The 20,899-nt window shown below is 44.9% G+C and carries 19 protein-coding genes and 1 tRNA gene; 7 read left to right on the forward strand and 13 right to left on the reverse strand.

The window, feature by feature from the left end; genetic code table 11:
- From C3B73_RS02535 to C3B73_RS02545, 3 genes are read right to left on the reverse strand one after another with little or no spacing between them, the layout of a single operon-like run.
- Positions 1-1,842: a DUF4153 domain-containing protein gene (locus C3B73_RS02535; RefSeq protein WP_103664068.1), complete on the reverse strand. Its 1,842-nt coding sequence runs from the start codon at positions 1,840-1,842 to the stop codon at positions 1-3.
- A 30-nt stretch (positions 1,843-1,872) separates the two neighbouring features.
- Complete coding sequence (locus tag C3B73_RS02540; RefSeq protein ID WP_157939402.1) at positions 1,873-2,652, reverse strand: toxin-antitoxin system YwqK family antitoxin; 780 nt, start codon at positions 2,650-2,652, stop codon at positions 1,873-1,875.
- Between the two features lie 5 nt (positions 2,653-2,657).
- Positions 2,658-3,761 carry an AI-2E family transporter gene (locus tag C3B73_RS02545; protein WP_103664070.1) on the reverse strand — a complete coding sequence of 368 codons (1,104 nt, stop codon included), beginning with the start codon at positions 3,759-3,761 and terminating at the stop codon, positions 2,658-2,660.
- A gap of 128 nt (positions 3,762-3,889) precedes the next feature.
- On the opposite strand from C3B73_RS02545, the gene C3B73_RS02550 reads away from it, so the two are divergent.
- Positions 3,890-5,392, forward strand: a complete 1,503-nt coding sequence (locus C3B73_RS02550) for a M24 family metallopeptidase (protein WP_103664071.1) — start codon at positions 3,890-3,892, stop codon at positions 5,390-5,392.
- Positions 5,393-5,419: 27 nt separating this feature from the next.
- Positions 5,420-5,818 (forward strand): methylmalonyl-CoA epimerase, encoded by a 399-nt coding sequence (gene mce, locus C3B73_RS02555; RefSeq protein ID WP_103664072.1) that lies wholly within the window; start codon positions 5,420-5,422, stop codon positions 5,816-5,818.
- A 192-nt stretch (positions 5,819-6,010) separates the two neighbouring features.
- Here the strand turns inward: mce and C3B73_RS02560 are convergent.
- Positions 6,011-6,084, reverse strand: a tRNA-Pro gene (locus tag C3B73_RS02560).
- Between the two features lie 188 nt (positions 6,085-6,272).
- Between C3B73_RS02560 and C3B73_RS02565 the strand changes: the two genes are divergently transcribed.
- Positions 6,273-6,770: a hypothetical protein gene (locus C3B73_RS02565; RefSeq protein WP_103664073.1), complete on the forward strand. Its 498-nt coding sequence runs from the start codon at positions 6,273-6,275 to the stop codon at positions 6,768-6,770.
- Positions 6,771-6,975: 205 nt separating this feature from the next.
- Complete coding sequence (locus C3B73_RS02570) at positions 6,976-7,392, forward strand: hypothetical protein (protein ID WP_103664074.1); 417 nt, start codon at positions 6,976-6,978, stop codon at positions 7,390-7,392.
- 79 nt (positions 7,393-7,471) lie between these two features.
- Here C3B73_RS02570 and C3B73_RS02575 read toward each other — a convergent pair whose 3' ends face one another.
- From C3B73_RS02575 to C3B73_RS02585, 3 genes are read right to left on the reverse strand one after another with little or no spacing between them, the layout of a single operon-like run.
- Positions 7,472-8,092, reverse strand: coding sequence for a class I SAM-dependent methyltransferase (locus C3B73_RS02575; RefSeq protein ID WP_157939403.1), 621 nt, complete (start codon positions 8,090-8,092; stop codon positions 7,472-7,474).
- A complete protein-coding gene (locus C3B73_RS02580) occupies positions 8,089-8,535 on the reverse strand; it encodes a copper chaperone PCu(A)C (protein WP_103664076.1) in 447 nt (148 codons plus the stop codon). The genes C3B73_RS02575 and C3B73_RS02580 overlap by 4 nt, the downstream gene beginning before the upstream one ends.
- On the reverse strand, positions 8,532-9,107 hold the full coding sequence (locus tag C3B73_RS02585; RefSeq protein WP_103664077.1) for an SCO family protein: 576 nt from the start codon (positions 9,105-9,107) through the stop codon (positions 8,532-8,534). The genes C3B73_RS02580 and C3B73_RS02585 overlap by 4 nt, the downstream gene beginning before the upstream one ends.
- Positions 9,108-9,180: 73 nt before the next feature.
- On the opposite strand from C3B73_RS02585, the gene C3B73_RS02590 reads away from it, so the two are divergent.
- A complete protein-coding gene (locus tag C3B73_RS02590) occupies positions 9,181-9,699 on the forward strand; it encodes a hypothetical protein (protein ID WP_103664078.1) in 519 nt (172 codons plus the stop codon).
- Between the two features lie 12 nt (positions 9,700-9,711).
- Here the strand turns inward: C3B73_RS02590 and C3B73_RS02595 are convergent, their stop codons facing one another.
- The 3 genes from C3B73_RS02595 to C3B73_RS02605 all read right to left on the reverse strand — a co-directional run bounded on the left by C3B73_RS02595 (position 9,712) and on the right by C3B73_RS02605 (position 12,546).
- Positions 9,712-10,644, reverse strand: a complete 933-nt coding sequence (locus C3B73_RS02595; RefSeq protein ID WP_103664079.1) for a cation diffusion facilitator family transporter — start codon at positions 10,642-10,644, stop codon at positions 9,712-9,714.
- Positions 10,645-10,761: 117 nt separating this feature from the next.
- A complete protein-coding gene (locus C3B73_RS02600; RefSeq protein WP_103664080.1) occupies positions 10,762-11,220 on the reverse strand; it encodes a hypothetical protein in 459 nt (152 codons plus the stop codon).
- A 45-nt stretch (positions 11,221-11,265) separates the two neighbouring features.
- A complete protein-coding gene (locus tag C3B73_RS02605) occupies positions 11,266-12,546 on the reverse strand; it encodes a M14 family metallopeptidase (protein WP_103664081.1) in 1,281 nt (426 codons plus the stop codon).
- Positions 12,547-12,667: 121 nt separating this feature from the next.
- Here C3B73_RS02605 and C3B73_RS02610 point away from each other — a divergent pair, with 121 nt between their 5' ends.
- Both C3B73_RS02610 and C3B73_RS02615 read left to right on the forward strand, forming a co-directional pair.
- Positions 12,668-14,623, forward strand: coding sequence for a BamA/OMP85 family outer membrane protein (locus C3B73_RS02610; protein WP_103664082.1), 1,956 nt, complete (start codon positions 12,668-12,670; stop codon positions 14,621-14,623).
- Positions 14,623-19,179: a translocation/assembly module TamB domain-containing protein gene (locus tag C3B73_RS02615; RefSeq protein ID WP_103664083.1), complete on the forward strand. Its 4,557-nt coding sequence runs from the start codon at positions 14,623-14,625 to the stop codon at positions 19,177-19,179. The genes C3B73_RS02610 and C3B73_RS02615 overlap by 1 nt, the downstream gene beginning before the upstream one ends.
- 91 nt (positions 19,180-19,270) lie before the next feature.
- On the opposite strand, the gene C3B73_RS14050 is transcribed toward C3B73_RS02615, so the two are convergent.
- The 3 genes from C3B73_RS14050 to C3B73_RS02630 all read right to left on the reverse strand — a co-directional run bounded on the left by C3B73_RS14050 (position 19,271) and on the right by C3B73_RS02630 (position 20,896).
- Positions 19,271-19,450, reverse strand: coding sequence for a hypothetical protein (locus C3B73_RS14050; RefSeq protein ID WP_157939404.1), 180 nt, complete (start codon positions 19,448-19,450; stop codon positions 19,271-19,273).
- A 399-nt stretch (positions 19,451-19,849) separates the two neighbouring features.
- Positions 19,850-20,524, reverse strand: coding sequence for a YitT family protein (locus C3B73_RS02625; protein ID WP_232802949.1), 675 nt, complete (start codon positions 20,522-20,524; stop codon positions 19,850-19,852).
- Positions 20,525-20,896, reverse strand: coding sequence for a co-chaperone GroES (locus C3B73_RS02630; RefSeq protein WP_103664084.1), 372 nt, complete (start codon positions 20,894-20,896; stop codon positions 20,525-20,527).
- Positions 20,897-20,899: the final 3 nt, after the last annotated feature.

Here is a 20,899-nt window from a genome sequence, read left to right on the forward strand (position 1 = left end):
TCAATCTGTGAGTCTTGTAAATAACCCAAGGTTCACTCTGATATTTTGTAACTCACCATCCTGAACCTGCCTACTCAATGTATTGAATACCACCTTCACAAGGAAACGTTCGCCTGCGGCCTCAAGCGTCAAATCCCTTGCCGGCACTGTTTCAAAGACACTTGGTGATGATCTGGGTAATTTCTCTATCAATGGCATCAGGTCCATTTCGAGGATTTCGGTAACGGCTCCTTCCTCACCTAATAGATCCATTTGCAGCATATGATCGCTCAATGAGATCCTGAATTCATGATCGCCTGCCAGAACCTCCACTTCTTTCGGTTCTGCTCCACTCCATAATTCAATACTACCGAAATGATGGGTAAAGCCATCTACGCTAACGGCATCGGTGTTCATGGATGATACCTGGAAAAATGAGAACCCTTCTTCCATTCCACCTTCCTCTTCCCAATCATACACATATTCAAAGCCGATCTTCAGGGTGATAGCCCCGGCATCGGTTACCACTTCAAGATCATGTTTGTTTTCGATCAACTCATCGAGATCGTCAGAAAAGAATTTCTGAAGCGATTCGGTTCCGTTCAGGTCTAACAAATACCGGATCCCTGAACTGATCTGTTTGCGATCATCAAACGGGATCTCAGAACCTGCTGTCACAATGAAGCCACTTTCATCCAGCAAGTCGTGTTTCTGAAATATTGATTCCAGACGATTCAGCTGACTCCTTTCACTCACCTCAAAAGCACTCAAAGGACCGAATGAGATCAGCACGGTGATCAAAAACAACGAGATAGGAATCACCTTAATATTCCTGGCCTTGCTGATCAAGAAGTAAAGAACTATACCGCTTAGCCAAACGGCCAGTGTAGCCACCAAATATCGGTTCACCGTTACCCCATATTCTGAAATTCTCACCCAGATGGACAGCATTAGTAACACAATAAGCGGGATGAGAGCCACATAATATCCCCTGGCAAAAACCGTCACCCACTTATGATCTTCCTCCTTTTGAATGGGATGAAGCAGCAGTAACGCTAAAATGCCTGTGATCGAAAAACTCAGAACCAGATTAGCTACCCACCCATTTGGCCAGGCCCATTCGATCAGGATCTTACCCATGTACAGATACAGAATTAAAATGTACACGACCACCAACGGCAACAATACATACTGTACAAACAAGCGGAGTCCATTGGGATACGAACGCTCGGTTTCAGTCAGATCATCAGGTCTTGGAACCCCAGACAGGAAAAACCACGTGCCAAATATTCCCGTCAGGAAGATCGCGACCTGCCCATACCTAACGCTCCTCAGGTTGAACTCGAGCAGATTTTCAAGGGAGATCAAAGCAATAGAAAGTCCTGCAAACAACACAGCCACATACAGAGCGGATAGTAACAATCTCAAAAACAGGCTTTTGTTGTACGCCCAGAAATCATGCACCTTACCACCACTTACGAAAGGCGAGAACGAGACCAACAGATGGCCGGCGAGGAACCATAGCAAGTATCGGTAAAAGGCTTCTGAACCGGATGGTTCAAATTCCTCAGGAAGAAACAAGTAGTAAATACCCAGCAAAATAACAGTAATGATTCGGGTACCCCATAATTTTGCCCCACTCCACTTATATCTTTCACCCGCAGTGGTAATGGCTGTAAAAATGGAGATGGCCAAAGCCGATACCCAAATGAAATTCACGATCGCAGGATGCCCCATATTTTGATCGGCCAGCCATAAAAAGGCAACGGTTCCCATTATGGCAAACGTTAGAACGACCGGAAACCTTCGGCTTGTTTCTATAGCTTGCTTCGAGAGGTTTTCTAAAGATGGTAATTTTATCATAATACCCTCACTAATGATGGTTCAACCCGGTTAATTCAACTCACTTTGTTCAGCAGAGTCACGATCGGGATATACTTCCCGTTCCACTTCGTTTCCAAGGCTATCATACTCGATCCAGATCCCTGATTGACGCCCATTCACATATTCACCCCTTACTTTCAATTGTCCATTTGGGTACCACTCTTTCACCGAACCATGCAAACCGACCCCCGCCTTGAAGGAAAGATACCGGAGTAAATTCCCATCTCCATCATACAACAAACTCGCTGTATCCCGGCTAACAGTATACCGCTCAAGTTCACCCTCGCGGTCAAAGTAGCTGTGCATGATATCACTTCGTATCTCTTTTATATCCTGCGATCCCGAATAGTAGAAATAGACCTCTTTATCGTTGGCGGCTGCCACTAACGATCCGCCCGAACTCCACAACGACATGGTTTCATCCCTGAAATTACGATCCATAGCCAACACACGATTGGGATGCCAGTATCTTAACCGAAAAATCTTCCCATCCTCAAACTCACCCTGAATATTATACCTGTCGCGATGAAAGGTTCTGATATATCCGGTATAAGGATCGCCGGACCTTTTATGCACCAGAGTCAAACTTGTATCTATGACCAGGTAATATCGGTACCCATTTCTTGTGGTTTGTCTAATATAATCCCGGGGTGAAACCGGATTTCCTGATGGATCCCTGAATTCAAGATTATCATAACCATCCAGAAAATAATGCTCGCGCCGGTTTGATTCTTCAGCACAGGAAGTAATCAGAAGCAGAAAACACAATGCAAAGATAGCCCGGCTCAAGTGAGTCATTCTTCCTTATTGTAATCAATGGAATTGCCCAGCAGATATCCATAGGGTTTGAGGTCAGGGATCTGATCAAATATCACTTTCAGGATCCCGATAAGTGGCACAAACAGGATCATTCCGGAAATGCCCCATAGCTGACCACCTACGATCAATGCCACCATAGCCACAAAAGGGTTGATGGACACTTTGGAGCCTACGATCTTGGGGGTGATGAAATTGCCCTCCAGAAATTGTACCGTCCCAAATACAGCGATCACCAGCAAAGGAGTGATCAGTGAATCCGTTAACAGCAGGGCAAACAGTAAAGGCGGCAAGGCCCCGATTATGATCCCGATATATGGAATGATAGCCAGCAGTGAGGCAAAGACCCCAAAGAACAGGGCGTGCTCCAGGCCAATGATGAAGAGTCCGGTAGTATTCAGCATGGCCAGAATTCCGATCACAGTTAACATCCCCACCAGGTAATTTTGTGTGACTTCCTGAATACGATCCAGCAGGCTGTCCACATGCGTATAATCACCCTTCTTAGCGGCAAATAACTTCTGAAAGAAGGTCTTATACATCTCCTGATAGTACAGCATGAAAAAGATGAAAATAGGCAATAACCCCAAAACGGTGAACATGTTGGTGGTAGCACTTACCAATGAACTGACCAGATTCCCACTTTGATCGATCAGGTTGTTAACCCCCTGCTCCAGGTACTTACTTTGTTCCTCCTGAGAGATCCCAACCTGCTCTTCCAGAAACCCAATGGTCTGTGAACTTACCGTCTTCAATTTCTCTGAAACCTCCGGCACCCGTTCCGCAAACTGCGTGAACTGAACCGATATCAGGGACAGAACTCCCGCCAATACCACGATGACGACCACCATACTGAGAATGATGCTGAAGGCTTTACCAAGCTTCCATTTCTCAAATAACCTAACGAGGGGATTTAACACCATCGCCAGAAAAGCTGAAAAAGCCAGAGGCATCAAAATGAATTTTGCCGTAGTAAGTACGATAACCAACAGGCTCAACCCGATCAGGATCATCGTGGTTTTAAACCAAAAGGGGTGTTTTTTCTGACCTGAGGTTGGGTGATGTATGAAATTTTTAGACATTTGGCTTTCTTCTACTTTTAACGGCTGAATTCAAAATGTTAAAGCTAATATAACTTTTAAATACTTTTTGATTATAAGGATGAAAATCCTGACTCTTTGGCAATCATCACGCCCCAACATATTGAACCATGAATAAACCACTTTTTAAGCATTTTTGCCTTACGGCTCTTACAGCCATTTTGTTATACACTGCCGGACATGGACAGTCTTACGCATGGAACACATCTAAAGAAGCGGAGGAAAAACCCTTGTTCTCCACTCATTTTAGTGTGGATGAATTTGCTTCGCGACAAGCTAAAGTTTTTGATGCCATCGGTAAAAAGGCCATTGCTGTGTTACAGGGTGCCCCTAGTGCTGCCGGACATCTTCCCTTCTGGCAGAATAATGAATTCTACTACCTGTCCGGTATTTCATCGCCCCATGCCTACCTGATACTACACGGACCTTCGGAATCTGTACTTTTATTTTTAAAGCAACGGGATGATCGAAGAGAATATGGGGAAGGAAAAGTATTATCGGCCGAAGATGCCAAACTGATTTACGATCATGCAGCAATTGATGAAGTTTACTTTCAGAGTGACTTTGAGGATGTGATCACCCGGTTACTCAGTTCTGATGATATTGAAACGGTTTACACCCCTTTTTCGCCTTACGAAGGGATCGCAGGAACAAGGAGTATGTTAAGCCGAGCCATTCGGGACATGAAAAGCGATACCTTTACCGATCAGAAAGCCCGGCATGAATTATTCATTTCTAAACTGCAAGGAATCTCTTCCGGTAAAGAAGTACGCAACCTGGACCCTATCATTGATGAACTTCGAAAGATCAAATCTGAAAAAGAGATGGAACTGATCAAACGATCCACAGATCTGCAGGCAGCGGCTATCATGGAATCCATGAGGTCCACTGAATCCGGCGTCAAACCTTACGAACTTGAAGCGGTTTCCAAATACATCTACATAAAAAATAACATTCAGGATGATGCTTACTACCCGCTCATTCATTTTGGCCCTGATGCTTACATGAATCACTATCATGAGAGTGTTCGTCCTGCAAGAGATGGGGACATGATCCTCATGGATTACGGAGCCTATGTGGACTATTACTCAAGTGACCTGGGACGCATGTGGCCGGTCAATGGCACCTTCAATCCGGTTCAAAAAGAACTCTATACCTTCTATTTGAAGTTTTACGAAGCCATTTTATACAACATCAAGATCGGGCTGACCCCACAGGAAGTTATGCAGAATGCCCTGGTAGAGATAGACCAAATACTTGCAGCTACTGATTTCTCAAAACCTGTTTACCGTAAAGCAGCAGAGGAATTTGTTCAGTCTTATCATGAAAGGGCTAAGAGCTCGTCTATGAGCCTTGGTCACGGTGTGGGCATGTCGGTTCATGATGTTGGGGATTATTCGGTGCCCATTGAACCCGGCATGGTTTTCGTGATCGAGCCGCAGTTCAGGGTACCGGAAGAACGCATTTATATCCGCCTAGAAGACATGATCTTTGTTACGGAAGATGGAGTGGAGATCTACAGTGATTTTCTTCCCCGTGATATCGAAAGTATAGAAAAGATCATGCGCGAACCCGGCTTGTTACAGCAATTTCCGACAGATATTCAAAACTAATTATAATTCAACACTTATTTATTCATCATGCATATAGATCATATTGGCATTGCCGTCAAAGACATCAAATCAGCTACTGAAACCTATAGCAAGATCCTGAACAGCTCCCCTACAAAAACGGAAGTGGTTGAAAGTGAAAAGGTGGAAACTGTCTTCTTTCAAACCGGGGAGTCAAAGGTTGAATTACTTGGTCCTACCGATGAGGATTCCGTGATCGCAAAATATGTGGCTAAGAAGGGCGAGGGACTACATCACGTGGCCTTTGAAGTGGAAGATATTCACGCAGAATTAGACCGGCTCAGAAAAGAAGGATTCACCGTGCTGAATGAACAGCCCAAGGATGGCGCCGATAACAAACTGGTGGCTTTTGTGCATCCTAAAGACAACAACGGCGTTTTGGTAGAGCTGTGCCAGAGTAAGGGATAAGATCTGAACTATAATTAAAAAGAAAAGCCATCACTTACACAGTGATTTGCTCCTCCATTTTGGAGCACATTATGTATCACACTAGCGTAACAAATAATCGGTTAATTACTATCAAAGGCATAAATTCGAGAAAATATTAAAATAAAAAAGCTCCCAAAACGGCCATAAAAGCCATTTGGAAGCTCTTAAATGTCGGGGCGACTGGATTTGAACCAGCGACCTCTCGACCCCCAGCCGAGCGCTCTACCTAGCTGAGCCACGCCCCGATCATCAGATGCCAAAGATACGCTGATTTGAGGCGGGCATCAATCTAATATTTTGAACTTTCTATAATTAAATATGAAATAATGCCAACTCCACAACACCTACTTTTCAAATGTAACAAATGCCTACCTCGGAACTTTATGTTTAAGTTCAGGTTAAAATGATCAGACACCCATAAGTCCGTAGCAGTATGTACATCATAGATAACAAACGACAGATCGAACGCATCAACAGCATGGTTCCACTCCGTAAGAACCTGGAAACGTTTGAAGTTTATTATCACGATCCGACTACCGGAGAAATGTGGAAGAGCTTTTTTCCAAAAGGATATCAGGAGCACAAGGGACCCAAACTGCTACGACCCGAACCCCTCCCAAAAAGTCTGGAATTGCAGCTTGAGATCTGCCTGAACGGAAATGATGAAACGGATGCCATCGGCTTAGGAATTGAATGTTCCGTAAAGCCTGAGCAATGGCCTCAAATACTTGATCTGCTCGATAAAAACCGCAGTAATTACTTAAGATCCCATCTCAATACCTTCATCCATCATCTTGGTGTATTGGATCCCCTCAATACCCTGAAAGCTATCGAACAAACGCCCGAGGATGCCGGACTTTCAAAGGATGAACTCCACCGACTCAAAAAGCAGGCCCGGATGATCAAGATTAAGAGATTCCTGAGACTCTGACGCCTATTTCGTTGCCGTTTTCTAATCTTTGCCTTTCTCCTGAGGAATAGCCTCAATTTCTAATAAGTGTAAAAACCCCATCTGAACGCTTTATTTGACACTTTTTATCCCTGGAGAGGATCAGTACGTCTTCGTTTCAAACATTAAGATTTTTTAATATTAGAAACTTTTAATAAATTGCGGGTGAGTTAAAACAGGAGGTCCAATGAAAACTTTAATTCTCTCCATACTTACTTTCTTAGCAGCCGGACTTACCTTTCAGGCCAATGCCCAGGTAACAGCGGTTATGCAAGCACGGGTTGAAGTTATTAGCGGCGCAGGTTTTACTGCCTTGAATGAACAGCTTATCGACTTTACTTCTGTTAATGCTTTTGAAGATTTTGAAGCCGGCACCTTTACTCTTGTCACCACCCCGGGTTCTGAAATAAATGTTCGCCTCGAAAACAAAGATCAGGTTGTTAACGAGCAAGGCGAGATCCTGGACTTTGATACTTTACAAGCCGAACAGGTTATTTCTCCTAACGGTGAACATGACATTTCCATCAATGGTAAGGTTAGCGACCTTCAGCAGTTGAACGGCCACTATCAGGGTGCCATCACCGCCGTTGTTGAATATTATTAATCGTGGCAAACATTCGGTTCACCCCGTTGCTCTCTCAATAGCTACCCTTTACATCCTGAATTAGGTAAATAAAACCACGTTATTTTTTGGAGGCTCTGATCAGGAAGAACTTCCAGTACCTGTAGCTCCATTCTTGTTCTGACTCAACTTTTAAGCCTACCCCTTCTGCCATTTCCTTAGCTTCACTTGCCGAACGGGTATTGATAATTTCAGGGACACTAAGTTTGATAAGTCTGTTTACCACCCTGAAAAAACCCGACCGATTCCAGTCCAAAAGATAGAAATGTCCTCCGGGTTTTAAGATCCTTTGGACCTGCTCCAGTGCTTTTTCCTGTCCGGCGTAATTATGAAAGGCATTCATTGATACCACAACATCAAATGAATTGGGTTCAAAACTTAACTCCTCGGCATAATCACACTGAAAGTGAATCGATCCCTTCTCACTGAATCTATCTCTCGCCAGCTTTAACATTCCTGCAGAAACGTCATTCAATGTCATTGACCTGAACCCAAAACCGGCTTCTATGAGGTGCTCCGCAAATAATCCGGTTCCGGCACTTACATCAAGGATCTTATCTTCCGGAGTACTTTCAAACTCAGCTAACAGTTTTGAGTGCGTATGATCAAGGTATTTCTTCCATTTGATCTCATACTTCCGGGCACTCCTGGAATAAGCTTCTGTGGTATTCTTATCGCTCAATGTTTGACCGGCAGCATTAATTGAACTTCTCCTGCCTTACTGAACTGAAGCGTTAAGGCCACGGAATCACCCTCAGCTAATTCTTTTTCCAGCTGGATGAACATCACATGCAATCCACCTTGTTTAAACATCAGGGTTTCTCCGGGTTGAACCGCGATAGCCTTCTTCTCTCTCATCCCCATCATGCCATCTTCGGTTTCGTAGGTTTCGTGAACCTGAGTCAACGCAGAAATTTCACCGGCCACCCCAAGCAGGGTATCGGGCTCAGACAATGAGTTGGTGTAGGTAAAATAGGCTGCTGTTGTGCCCCCGCTTGCAGCCGGACGCACCCGCTGTTCGGCCACAACTTCATCGGAGTCAGCGGTTTGTTTTTCTTCAGAATTACAGGCTGTTGCCAACAGTCCCAATCCCAGGATCATTAAAACTAAAACGGAATTTCTCATCGTACTTTATTTAGGTCTTCAACCACAATGGAAGGTATCACTTTTTGACTGCCGCCATATTCAAAGATCACTCGCGACTCCTTATCCAGCACCATGATCTTATCGGAGTGGTTGATAAAATACAACTCACGTCCATCTTCAGTTTCCGTGGTCATGGAAACCTGACTTCGGACCCGGGCACTGTCCATCAGGGCAAACACCTGTGTGGAGTCACCGGTTAAAAAGGTAAACCCTTCATCCACTCCGAACGATCTCGCATAATTCTTTAATGTGGAGGGCGTATCCCTCACCGGATCAAAAGTGGCGGCCACAAATTCTACATCCTCCGGATAATTCAGATCCTGCTGTATCTTTTTAAGGTTCTGGGTGATCAAAGAGCAAATATCCGGACAGTTGGTATAGATGAAACCCATAACCACATATTTCCCCTGAAGGTCGTCAGGAAAAGTTACAGCGGCACTGTCCTGATCAAGAAGTTGAAATTCTGCATCCCCCATATCATCAATAACGTCAGGGTTATTACCGCATGCGAATACAAAAAATGGTAGTATAAGAAGTAAAAGTTTTTTCATGATTTGAATGTAAGGAACTTCAGGAATAACTTTGAAATTATGACAACAAGTATAAATCATTTAATCATTCAGTATGAAAAATCAATTCAGAATCTTAGCTGCATTATTTGTAACCGTTTTAGTCTTTGTTGGATTTGCCTGCCAACCCCAGTCATCTGAAGAGCCTTCAGTCAGTGAACCGGCTCATTCCGATTCTGACGAAAATTATGCTGAAACCGTCCCATTGATCTATCACATGTCTTTTATTCAGCGTTACAGTACAAAACTGTACCTGGCCGGCATGGAAGAAAACTGGGGACTTGCGGATATCTATGCCCATGAGCTGGAAGAGCTATCTGAGGTGATAAGCGAAGGCAATATGATGGATGACGGTATTGACATCAGCAATCTTATGAGTACCATGTTGCCACCGCAGCTTGAACAAGTTGGGGAAGCGATCGACAATCAGGACCTGAGCCAGTTCAGGCAGAACTACGAGAATATGATCCAAACCTGTAATCAGTGTCATCAGGCCGCCGATTATGGACTTGTGAAGATCACCATTCCTGAAGGAAACCCATTCAATCAGGATTTCTCAGCTCCGGCAGAGTAGAATAGAATATTTTTAGTGGTGATGCTCATGTTGATGAACAACCTGATGATCTTGAGCACTGCACGGCTCAAATTCAAACTCAAGGGTGCTGTGGGTGATGTGATACTCATCATGCAGCACTTTTTTAATGGCTGATTTAATTTCTTCCATCAAATGCAGGTCTTCTTTTTGTATCACAATGTGGCTTTCTAACAGGGTGCTTTCTTCATCCAGCCTCCACACATGCACATGATGAACATCACACACTTTATCGACACTCTGCATGGAAGTTGTCAATTCTGTGATATCGATATTGTCCGGCTTGGCTTCCATCAGTATCTCAATAGCTTCCCTCAGCATGTGATAGCTGTGCCATAAAATGTATGAACCGATCAGGAGAGTGAGAATGGCATCCACCACGTACCAGTTATATTTGATGATCAACCATCCCCCAATGATCACCCCAACCGAGGAGATCGCATCAGCCAGAATGTGAATAAAAGCAGCCCTCATATTCAGGTCGTCCTTGGAATTCTTCCACAACAGGGCAGCAGTTATCAGGTTGGCAGCCAGGCCGATCATAGCTACCCAAAACATGGTGAGTCCATCAATGGTCTCAGGTACGAAAAACCTCTCTATCCCTTCCTTGATGAGAAACAGAGCTACGATCACCAAAGTGATCAGATTCACGAAAGCACCAATGATCTCCGCTCTTTTGTAGCCAAAGGTCTTTGAGGATGTGGCTCCCTTCTTTGCAATTTTTTTGGTCACCAAAGTAGTCACCAGCGACATCGAATCATTGAAATTATGAACCGCATCCGACAGCAGGGAGAGGCTATTCGAAATAAGCCCACCGATCACCTGTGCAAGGGTGATCCCAAGGTTCAAAAAGATGGAAACCCATAGCTTCCAGATGGAGGAGTCGTCTATTTTAGAATGGTGATGATGGTGGTGATTATGTCCCATTATAATGGTCTGTGGACTGTATTCTTAAACTATTTGAGTTAAATGTGCCGGGAAAATATTCCAATTATTCAGACACCATGCTTCTCACATTTGCACTACATGTTGCCGAATTATGATCTAACCCAGATACCAAATGCCGAAGCTGCCTAAAAGTGTGATCAAAAATAATATGTATGCTTGTTTTACGGGCTTGTCAGGCAAATAATTATACAGCGGATTTTCTGTGAAGAACTCTTCCAGCTGTTCCCGCCGTGTTTTTTCATGTTCGTCCAGGTCGTCCTCTTTTTTGACCAGTACTTCGGCGTCTCCCCTAACTTCTTCAAGACTTTCGTTTAAAAAACCGGCAATGGTGTATTGGTCCACCTTCCCAAGATTACTGAGGATCAGATAGGCCGGCGTTCCAACCATAAAGATCGCGATGCTGACCACTGTTTGATCCCAAACGGTAAGGTCCACAAACAAACTTAACGACATGCTGACGAATGCGGCCAAACCCATAATGCTCAATAGAGCACTCAGTATGAGCCTTAATTTCCAGTTTTGTATGCCTTCCAGCAGTATTTCAGATCCCTTCATAAACTTCCGATCAAAATATTAGACATGAATATGTGCAACACTGCATTAGTTATCAAGATTTTTGTGATGCCATTCTTCCAGTAGTAATTGCATCAACGAACGGGCGGCTGACCTCGAAATTTCATCCAGTCTGTCTGTTTCAAGACGATCGTCCACCTCATATGTTACAGCATCTATTCCAAAGGTATGATAAAACCAGTTTTTAGCAATAGGTGAACTTGTGTCGAATTCCTCAACCGTAAATTCCACATCAGCGTTATTCTCTTTGATCAATGGGATCCATTTCTGAGTGATGTTATCCGGTGTGGTCTTTACCTCCTCATTGATGGGGTAGAACAGGTTTTCGTTTGTGGAGTGAAAATCGATCGCATAAAACATGATCCGTCGGTCGTGATCTTTCAACCGTGAAAGTGCATCCCTGACCACCCGCGTTTCGGGTTGATTGAAATTCTCCCAGTCCCGGTTTAGGTCAATTCCCCCGGCATTATGCCTCCAGTGTCCCAGGTCAACTCCATCCGGATTGATCATCGGGAAAGCTTTGACCACAAAGGTATTTCTGAATTGTTCAGCCAGTTCGGTATCTGAAGTCAACTCCTCCAGAAAACTCAGGGAAGCCAGATATCCGGTCACTTCAGGTGGGTGTTGCCTTCCAACTATCGCAAGCACCGGTGCTTTTTGATCGGGAGCAACCTCCGTGATCTCAAGTTCCATGATCTCTCTTCCTTTTTTAGAAAGCCCGGCACGTTTATGTTTTACAAAATCGTGACCGACAATGTTGCGGGACTCAAGATCTTCCATCAGATCTGATGTGGTCTGCAATGGCTGTGCCGAAACATAAAGCGGTGCCTCGCTTAGTTCCAGCTCAATAACTGCCGTGCCATCGGTTGAATCATATTCGAATGCCAACTCTTCGTAATCACTGAGCGTTACAGACCCCAAACTATCAGGCCTATGTAATTTAGGAACATATCGATGTGTGGCATCCTGATAATTAATCTTTATTTTAGCTGACCTGAGTGTGTCGCTCCAAATTTTAAAGGCATACCACGGGCTGTTATTGATAGGTGCATTTTCGGGGCGAATGTACACTTCAAAGAGTGAGTCATTTTTGGCATAAAAATCATTGAGGCGAGCCCCATCGAACATATTTGAGACCCAAACGGTGGGTTCCCCTGTTCCGATCACACGTTTATACTGAGGGGTGAGCTCTTTATCAGTGGTATCCGTCACATCAGGCGGATCGTAAGAGAAACCGGAAAACTCTTCGGTACTTTTACAGGATGTTAGTAAAATCATCAGTGAAGTCAGCAGTAATACAAATCTCATGAAAATAAAGACATTTAGACTTTTACATTATTTCCTTAAAATCAAATCTTGGGTACCAAGATAGCAAACATTAGGTTATACTTATTATTCAAATAACGGTTTCTGATCCCTGAATTTAAACATGCATAGAGCTACTCATATTTTAATTTTGTCGGCAGGGTTTCTGTTTTTAGCACTGGGTACCGCTTTCGCTCAATCACAGGATGAGGAGCCGGTTCAACCACGGGTATGGAGCGTGAGTTTTGAGGGTAACACCACCTACGAAGACCTTGTATTGCGCAACAATATTCTGAATGAACCACCCGGCTGGTTCAAAAAACTGGCTTTCTGGAAAAACCCGGGCATGAGACTCAACGAAAATGAAGTCCGTAGGGATGTTATTAGAATTGAGCGATTCTATCAGCGAAGAGGGTTCAATGACGTTCAGGTGGCCTATGAGATCCGAACGCTGAACAAAGAGTGGAAAAAGGCCCTTCTATTTACGATCACGGAAAACAAACCCATTCGAATTGATAAGGTGAACTTCAGTATCACCTCACAAAAAGAAGCGGACCGTGAACTGATCCTGAATAACGATGATTTCAGGAAACTGACCGATCGACTGCCATATCGTAAAGGTGAACGCTACGAAACCGTTAACGAAACGGATGTAAAAGCGAATCTGACCGGTGCTCTTAATGATCTTGGGTATCCCTATGCCGAAAGTTCGGTTCAGGCCCAAATTGACAGTGTCAAAAAGCTGGCTATTGTAAACATTGAGGTGAACTCAGGCGTCAGAGCTCGCTTTGATTCTGTGAGTGTAGAAGGTGAAGAACAACTTGCAGCAAAATATATCCGGCGTGAAACGGGCATAGAAAAAGGCGAGTATTTCAGCAATGATCAGCTGCGGGAAGCACAACGTGAGGTTTTCAGTCATCATTTTCTAAGGTTCGCGATCGTATCCATCCCGGATCAACCTCAGGATTCTACTATTGATATCAACGTGAGAGTCAGGGAAGCTCCGCCAAGAACCATTCAATTACTGTTCGGTATTGGAAACCTCACAAGAATAGATGATGGCTGGGCCGATTTTTATAAACTCTTCAGGGGGCGTGCTTCATGGACCCACCGTAACATGCGAGGAAGAGGTGAACGATTAACGGCATCTGCCAGCGCGTCGGCCATTGAACAACGCTTTAGCACCGACTACCTGTTTCCATATCTCTTCAACACAAAAACCTCTTTTGTTACCTCGCCGTTTATCAGTCACCAACTGGAACCTTCCTACGAGATCCTGAGAGGGGGTTTCAACAACAGCTTTGTGTATCAGTACAGTGCCAACTTCACCGGTACCGTTTCCTATGAATTTACCCTCAACAATGAGTACACCCTAAACTCACAGGAAAGCTTGCCCGACAGTATTCAATCCTATAACACCTCCTCTTTTAATATAAATGCATTCTACTCAAATGGGTTGAACCGGGGACAAAGCGGGTGGTCCATCCAACCCTTTTGGGAACTTTCAGGATTGTTTGGGGAGTCAACCTACAGCTTTCAAAAGGCCGGTCTTGATGCCAGAAAATTCACTCCTATTACAGACGATATTGTTTTTGCGAACCGGATCAATATGTCGGGGATCTACTTTTCAAAGAATGACACCCTCCCCTCAAATATCAGGGTGTACAGTGGAGGGACGAATTCCGTAAGGGGCTGGAACCGGCAGGAACTTGGGCCAAAAAGAGCGATCATTGACGCAGACGGTAATTTCGACCGGTTTGTCCCAATGGGAGGCCGCGCCAGCTTTAGTTTCAACACGGAGTTCAGGTTCAGATTAGACCGGCTCATCAAAGGTTTTGGTGTAGCTACTTTTTTAGATGGCGGGCAGGTTTGGAGAAACTTTGGTTCCATTGCATCCACACCCATTCTGTTTGGTACAGGCGCAGGGTTAAGGTACCAGTCTCCCATTGGTCCGGTCAGAGTTGATGTTGCGTATAAGATCAACCCAACTGACGAGGACCTACGGATCTATCAAGGTACCGACTACGGCAGCGCGTGGAACCGGTGGGGTATTCACTTTAGCATTGGGCAGGCATTTTAATGAGTGAATCAAAGCAACATAGCCCCCTTAGCCCCCGGCTGAAAAGAATACTTTGGGTATCACTCGCTTTAGTGTTCTTTTTGATCGGAATACGCTTATCACTAAAAACTCAGACTGTCCGTAATTTTGCCAAAGATCAGATCACTTCCATTGCCAAATCTTCCCTCAATGGCACCCTTGAGATCCGGAATATTAGCGGAGATCTCTGGAATGACTTCCATGTTTCCGGAATTACCCTTACAGATTCCAAAGCGGATACTCTGCTTTCTGTGGCAGATATCCACATCAGGCACTCGCTGTTGAAACTTATCGGTTTAACCTATCAAAGCTCACAGATCTCGGTTAATGGGATGAAGCTGTATTTGAAAGAAGAAGAACCGGGTACGTTCAATGCTCAAAATCTGATTCCGCAGGATACGACCAACACCAATCCCGAAAGTGGTTCGCCCCTGAATATTGACCTTCAGGAAATTCAGCTTCAGAATTCGGAGATCTTTGTAAGCTCACCGACTTATCTCCCCGATGGGTTTCTCTCTATTACTGACCTGAATGCTACAGCGCACCTGCGGTTATTTGAAGAGATCAGCGCGAGTTTAGACCAACTCGACCTGAAGATCAATGAAGGCCGGCTACCGGATTCCATAGCCCTGACTGCCTCTGCCGATTACGACACCGGCCGGATTTCCCTGAACGAGCTCATCCTTAGTACCGGACGATCGTTTTTGGAAGCCAATGCCTATACTGACCTTCAGGATTCAACCCTGAATGCTGCATTTAGTGCCTCCCCGTTCTCGTTTTCTGACCTCAAACCCTATATCGACCAACCGCTGCCGGATGAAGATCTGCAGTTATCTCTTCAAGCCAATGGTACGTTTGAATCATTTGATATAGAGATCTCAGGTGACGGTTCCGGCTTTGATGATCTCCTGTTTGTAACAACGCTGTCAATTCATGAAGAACCAACACTCAAAAAGGCCGGACTGAGTGCCCGCAATCTGGATCTCGGGTATTACACTCAAGATTCTGTTAAGGCAATGGTCTCCGCCTTTCAGGTCACGGCTGAAGGACACCTTGATCCGACCCCTGAGCAGGCGAATCTGACCTGGGGGTTTACACTGGATGATATTCGGTATGAGAATTACAGGCTGCAAACACTTTTCGGAAGCGGTACGCTGAAAAATGAGACTTTGATCGCCAATCTAGAAATGCGAGACGGACCGGAATCGGTGATCCTGAATGCTGATATTGAACGCCTGTTTGATAACGATCCTGAATGGGCCGCAAGTTTAACACTCTCTGAACTCAACCCTGCCCGATGGGCGAAATCACCTGAATTAAGCGGTGTAGTTTCCCTAAATGCCAAGGCTTCCGGTACCGGATTTACCCTAAGTGATGAGCCATGGAAATTTTCACTCTTCAAACAAAAAATACCGGTCAGAACAAACGACCCCGCCAATGCGACCTTTGGAGAACGCATTACACTTCAATCTGATCCCATAGAGCTTGCCGGATATCAGATTCCTGATCTATCCATCACCGGTACGGTAAATTCAGAAACACTGACCACAGAGGGCTTCATCGATCTGTTCGATAACAGGATCAACCTTAAGGCCGCTATTCAACAGCTTTTTAATGAAACCCGCTCATTTTCGTTTGAGACCTCCACCCGTGCATTCAACCTTTCTGACCTCCCTGATCTCGAGTCGATACCAAGTTCATTTAACCTAAGTTTGGCGGCAAACGGAAATTTCACTGACTTAGAAAACCACTCTTTTGAAACGTTGATCCAGGTCGATTCCAGCTATATCAATGGAGCCTCCATTGATTCTCTGCTCATTGATGCTCAATTGCAGGATAACATATTGAGGGTCAGAAACGGTGAATTAGTCAGTGAAGTCATTGCAGGGAATTTTTCAGGCCGCCGAAACCTGATAGATCGCACGGATCCATCCAACAACTTTGACCTGAATATGAAGGTCTTGGATCTTCAGCCTCTGGCTCCTTTGGCAGGAGCAGAACAGCTTAAAGCCACCGGAACCATTACCGGTAAGGTGAGCGAAGTGATCGAAAATGAATTGTTGTTCGATGGAAATATTTCCCTTTCTGAGGTTCAGTACGATTCCCTTTTTACCGCCGATCAGATCTCCGGCTTAACCAAGATCTCCATTCGGGATGAGTACGGCTTTGACTTTTCGCTGAACATTGAACAACCGGTGATCAACGATATCCCCCTTCAGGATGTCACATTTCAAACCATTGGTGTTGCTGACAGTGAATTCATGTCCGGATATTTCAACTTTGACATTCTTAGCGAGGATGCGGGGGAGATCAGGCAATCAGGTGATTTCGCGGTTAACCTCAATACCCTGAGGACGGAGTTAAGCTGGGATGAGTTAGAATTCATTACATCAGTTCAAACCTTATCCATGGAGCAACCTTTTAATCTGATCTATGAAGAAGCTTCCATAAAAACGGATACCCTGCGTTTAGGCTCACAAAATGATGCCTTTTTGAATTTTGCGGTTCCTTATGCCGACACCCTTTCCCAACGCTTCTGGATGGAAGCCAATAATTGCGATCTCGGTATCATTCAGGAAACCATTTTTGATGAACGGTTTGTAGATGGCATCCTGTCCGGTGGGCTGGCTCTCGAAAATACCGACAGTACCTTTACCGGTAATGGCGCCTTGAATATCCGAAACTTGTCGTACCTTGGAACAGAAACCGAACTTTTTTCACTGGATTTTCAGATCGGTGAGGAGCGGTTAAATGCAGGGTTGCGGGTGATGATGCATGGAGATGAAATGGTTAGTGGAACCGTGGACGTCCCCTTCAGGCCTGAAGCTCCTGATGATTTACCCGAAACCTTTTTTGAGGAACCGGTATCCGGTTCACTGGAAATAAAACCGATCGATCTTAACGAGATCAAGGGCATACTACAAGCATTTCAGGTCACCCAAACAGAGGGCGAGATCTCATTTCTTGGTAATTTAGATGGCACTGCCGGGCAGCCTAATTTTGGAGGGTCGTTTAAGCTGAAAAACCCCACTATATCCGGTATCCCGATCGATTCCGCTCTGGCCAGTTTTCAGTACAACCATACCGAGGAACACATCTCCGCCTTTACCCGCATTGATGCTCGCGGGCAACGTGCGGCATCCATCGATGCCATGGTACCGGTTTCCATAGACTTCAGGACCTTTGAAGTTCAGACCCCGGGCGAGGATGATTCTTTAAACGTGAACCTCGTCACCGATAATTTTAACCTGTCGGTATTTAACGACTTTCTGGATCAGCAATTCACCCGAAATTTAAGAGGTACGCTGAATGCGAATGTTCAAATAAACGGGACCAAAACTACATTGGCACCCAAGGGATTCCTTAGATTAGAAGAGGGCCGGGTTTCTGTACCCGTTGCCGGAATTACACTGACCGATATTCAATCTGAAATTGAATTTATGGAAGATGGCCACCTCAACCTGAACCGTTTCAATATGAATAGCGGAAGTGGTGGCTTCTCTGCTTCCGGTTCAATTGAACTGGATGGAATCACGCCAAAGAACCTGAACCTTAACGCACGGGCTAATCGGTTCAGGCTTGCCAATACCGATGACTATAATCTAACTATTGATCTGAATAGTGATCTTTCCGGTGACCCGGTTCGTCCAAAGGCTTCCGGTTCCCTCACTATCAAAAATGGGTTTGTGTTCCTTCAGAACTTTGGCGAGAAATCGGTTGAGGATGTACAGCTTGAAGAAGAAGAAAAAGCCTCATTCAGTCCTTACGATTCCCTTGCCATGGATATGACCTTTGTTATTGAGAGGGATTTCTTTATCCGTAACCGTCGTTACCTGGATATGCAGATCGAATTGAATGGCGAGCTTGAGGCTCAAAAACAAACCGGTGGTGAACTTCAGCTATTTGGCAGCCTCGATGCTAACGAGGGCTATGTCCGGCCGCTCGGCAAACAGTTTAACCTGGAAGATGGGTCTTTTACATTCAGTGGTCCCCTCACAAATCCGGATATTTATGTAAACACGAGTTACGTCCCTCAAAGCGCACAAAAGCAAGGTGATCCAATTACCCTGTTTTATGTGATCGAAGGAACTGCTGAGGAACCTGAATTTCGTTTTGAAAGTGAACCTTACATGGAGCAGCAGGATATCATCTGCTACACACTTTTCAACAAACCTTGCTATGCCCTTGATTCGTGGCAGCAGGTGGTCAGCGGAGGCAGCGGTTCTTCCCCAACCGATCTCCTGGTCGGGGTCTTACTGGATGAGGTGGAAGCCCTCGCTACTCAGGAACTTGGCATTGATGTCGTTCAGATCGAAACCAATAATACAGGATCTGATGCCGGAACAACTACTTCTATCAAAACCGGATGGTACCTGAACCGAAGAACGTTTTTTGCGATCATCAATGAGATCACCGGTACCACTCCAGAAACCATGTTCATCCTGGAATACATGCTCAAAAACAACCTGGATCTGATCATCACTCAGGGAGATGAAAGACAGCAGGGAATTGACCTGCGTTGGCAGTATGATTATTAGGAGACGGTTATGGTGTGATTGCGTTACGGTATTAGGCTAGTACTTACGTGCCCTAATAGCGTAACACGTAAGCACCTAAACACCATAACACTTAACCCCCACACTGTTCTCCGCGGCAGCATTCTTCTGCGTTGATCCCACAAGCTGCACATTGCCCGTGACCATGCACCCAGATCAGTTCTGCCTCCTGCCCACAGAACAGGCATCTTCTTTTAGCTGACTGCTTATTTTGGTTCTCTTCCTGGGTGTTAGTCTTGTGTGAGTTCATCATAGGCAACCTGTACATTCGCGCTTAAAGGTAATCTCCATCCCGGGGCTTTAAATTCCTCAAAGCCATCGAAAGTTTCAATATCTGACAGCTCCTCTTTTGAACTCCCGGCTGTTTTCCTCGTTCTGACGCAGAGCTACTGATCGTGGTAGTGTAGGTTTTCAAGGACTTCAGCGAAATGCCACTTAGGCTAATTGACGATGGAAAATATCAACTCAGGAAAAGTTAATATACCCTCGAAACCTCTATACCAATCATTGTCCAAGCGGAACGCTAGAACCAGGCCTTAGCAGCGGGGATTTTCAACTCAGGATTTGGTAAATACATCCTCTACACCTAACCTCGCTAAGACGCTCTGCGCCTGCCTTTATCGGCAGACAGGTCGTTGCGAACAAAGTCCGATCAACTCATGCCGCGGTAACGACCGGGCTTGTGGTTAATGGCCAGAATAATATTAAGAGCTACAGCCGCCAATACCGAAAAAGCCAGGGCTTTCCAATCCACAATAAAGAAGGCAGCCAGAATGATCAGTGTGTCAGCTACCATCTGAAATTTACCGGCACTGATCTGAAAATATTCCTGAACATAGATGGACAGGATATTCAACCCTCCCAGACTTGCCTTATGCCGGAAAAGCATCAATAATCCACTGCCGATCAGAAAGCCTCCAAAGATTGCAGCAAACCACGGATTGATCTCCCCAAACTCAAAGATCGTCGGGATGAACTCTGTCAGGAATGAAACCCCTGATACAGCAATAAAGGTCTTTATCGTGAAATCCCATCCAAGTTTTTTGATGGCAAGAACATAGAACGGCAGGTTGATCACAAAGAAGATCGGACCAAAGGTCAGTGAGGTGGTGTATTGAGTCAGAAATGCCACACCGGCAGTTCCCCCGATCAGAAAGTTCATGTGCGAAAAGATCGCGATACCAAAAGCTGCCATCAGAGAGCCTATGATGATCCCCTGAATGTCATCTACCACGGAATGCTTTTCCATGTCTTTCGTTTTCTCTTGTTCTTTTGCTTCAGAAACGGTTTCGTTTGTACTGATCTCTTTCTCTTTAACTGTATTCATTTAGGTTAATTGGTCGTCTCTGATCAAAAGCAGAATGGCCGCATGCGGCACGATCAGATACGTTTCGTTTTCAAATTCTATTTCATAGGCTTGTTTCTTCAGGAAAATAGCCAGATCTCCCTCCATAGCCTGCATACCGATGTATTTGGTATCGGTACTGCCTTTCCAGGTTTCTTCAATATCTGTATTTGGAATGGGGTATCCGGGCCCGGTTCTCAAAATGTAACCGCTCTGTATCTCTTCTTTTTCCTTCACGGATGCCGGAAGCACAAGTCCGCTGCGGGTGTGCGTTTCCATGTCTCTCGGCTTGATGAGAACTCGATCTCCCACCACCACAAATTTGTCAATTGAGTTCAGATATTCCTGTATCATTGA

The sequence above is a fragment of the Gracilimonas amylolytica genome, from assembly GCF_002911695.1.
Classification (GTDB): Bacteria; Bacteroidota; Rhodothermia; order Balneolales; family Balneolaceae; genus Gracilimonas; species Gracilimonas amylolytica.

Excerpts from the sequence above, each read along its gene's own strand:
- C3B73_RS02605 (WP_103664081.1), bottom strand. The coding sequence starts at position 12,546 with ATGAGATTTGTATTACTGCTGACTTCACTGATGATTTTACTAACATCC.
- C3B73_RS02590 (WP_103664078.1), top strand. The coding sequence starts at position 9,181 with ATGAAAAATCAATTCAGAATCTTAGCTGCATTATTTGTAACCGTTTTA.
- C3B73_RS02630 (WP_103664084.1), bottom strand. The coding sequence starts at position 20,896 with ATGATACAGGAATATCTGAACTCAATTGACAAATTTGTGGTGGTGGGA.
- C3B73_RS02585 (WP_103664077.1), bottom strand. The coding sequence starts at position 9,107 with ATGAAAAAACTTTTACTTCTTATACTACCATTTTTTGTATTCGCATGC.
- C3B73_RS02565 (WP_103664073.1), top strand. The coding sequence starts at position 6,273 with ATGTACATCATAGATAACAAACGACAGATCGAACGCATCAACAGCATG.
- C3B73_RS02600 (WP_103664080.1), bottom strand. The coding sequence starts at position 11,220 with ATGAAGGGATCTGAAATACTGCTGGAAGGCATACAAAACTGGAAATTA.
- mce (WP_103664072.1), top strand. The coding sequence starts at position 5,420 with ATGCATATAGATCATATTGGCATTGCCGTCAAAGACATCAAATCAGCT.
- C3B73_RS14050 (WP_157939404.1), bottom strand. The coding sequence starts at position 19,450 with ATGATGAACTCACACAAGACTAACACCCAGGAAGAGAACCAAAATAAG.
- C3B73_RS02535 (WP_103664068.1), bottom strand. The coding sequence starts at position 1,842 with ATGATAAAATTACCATCTTTAGAAAACCTCTCGAAGCAAGCTATAGAA.
- C3B73_RS02545 (WP_103664070.1), bottom strand. The coding sequence starts at position 3,761 with ATGTCTAAAAATTTCATACATCACCCAACCTCAGGTCAGAAAAAACAC.
- C3B73_RS02615 (WP_103664083.1), top strand. The coding sequence starts at position 14,623 with ATGAGTGAATCAAAGCAACATAGCCCCCTTAGCCCCCGGCTGAAAAGA.
- C3B73_RS02610 (WP_103664082.1), top strand. The coding sequence starts at position 12,668 with ATGCATAGAGCTACTCATATTTTAATTTTGTCGGCAGGGTTTCTGTTT.
- C3B73_RS02580 (WP_103664076.1), bottom strand. The coding sequence starts at position 8,535 with ATGAGAAATTCCGTTTTAGTTTTAATGATCCTGGGATTGGGACTGTTG.
- C3B73_RS02550 (WP_103664071.1), top strand. The coding sequence starts at position 3,890 with ATGAATAAACCACTTTTTAAGCATTTTTGCCTTACGGCTCTTACAGCC.
- C3B73_RS02625 (WP_232802949.1), bottom strand. The coding sequence starts at position 20,524 with ATGAATACAGTTAAAGAGAAAGAGATCAGTACAAACGAAACCGTTTCT.
- C3B73_RS02595 (WP_103664079.1), bottom strand. The coding sequence starts at position 10,644 with ATGGGACATAATCACCACCATCATCACCATTCTAAAATAGACGACTCC.
- C3B73_RS02570 (WP_103664074.1), top strand. The coding sequence starts at position 6,976 with ATGAAAACTTTAATTCTCTCCATACTTACTTTCTTAGCAGCCGGACTT.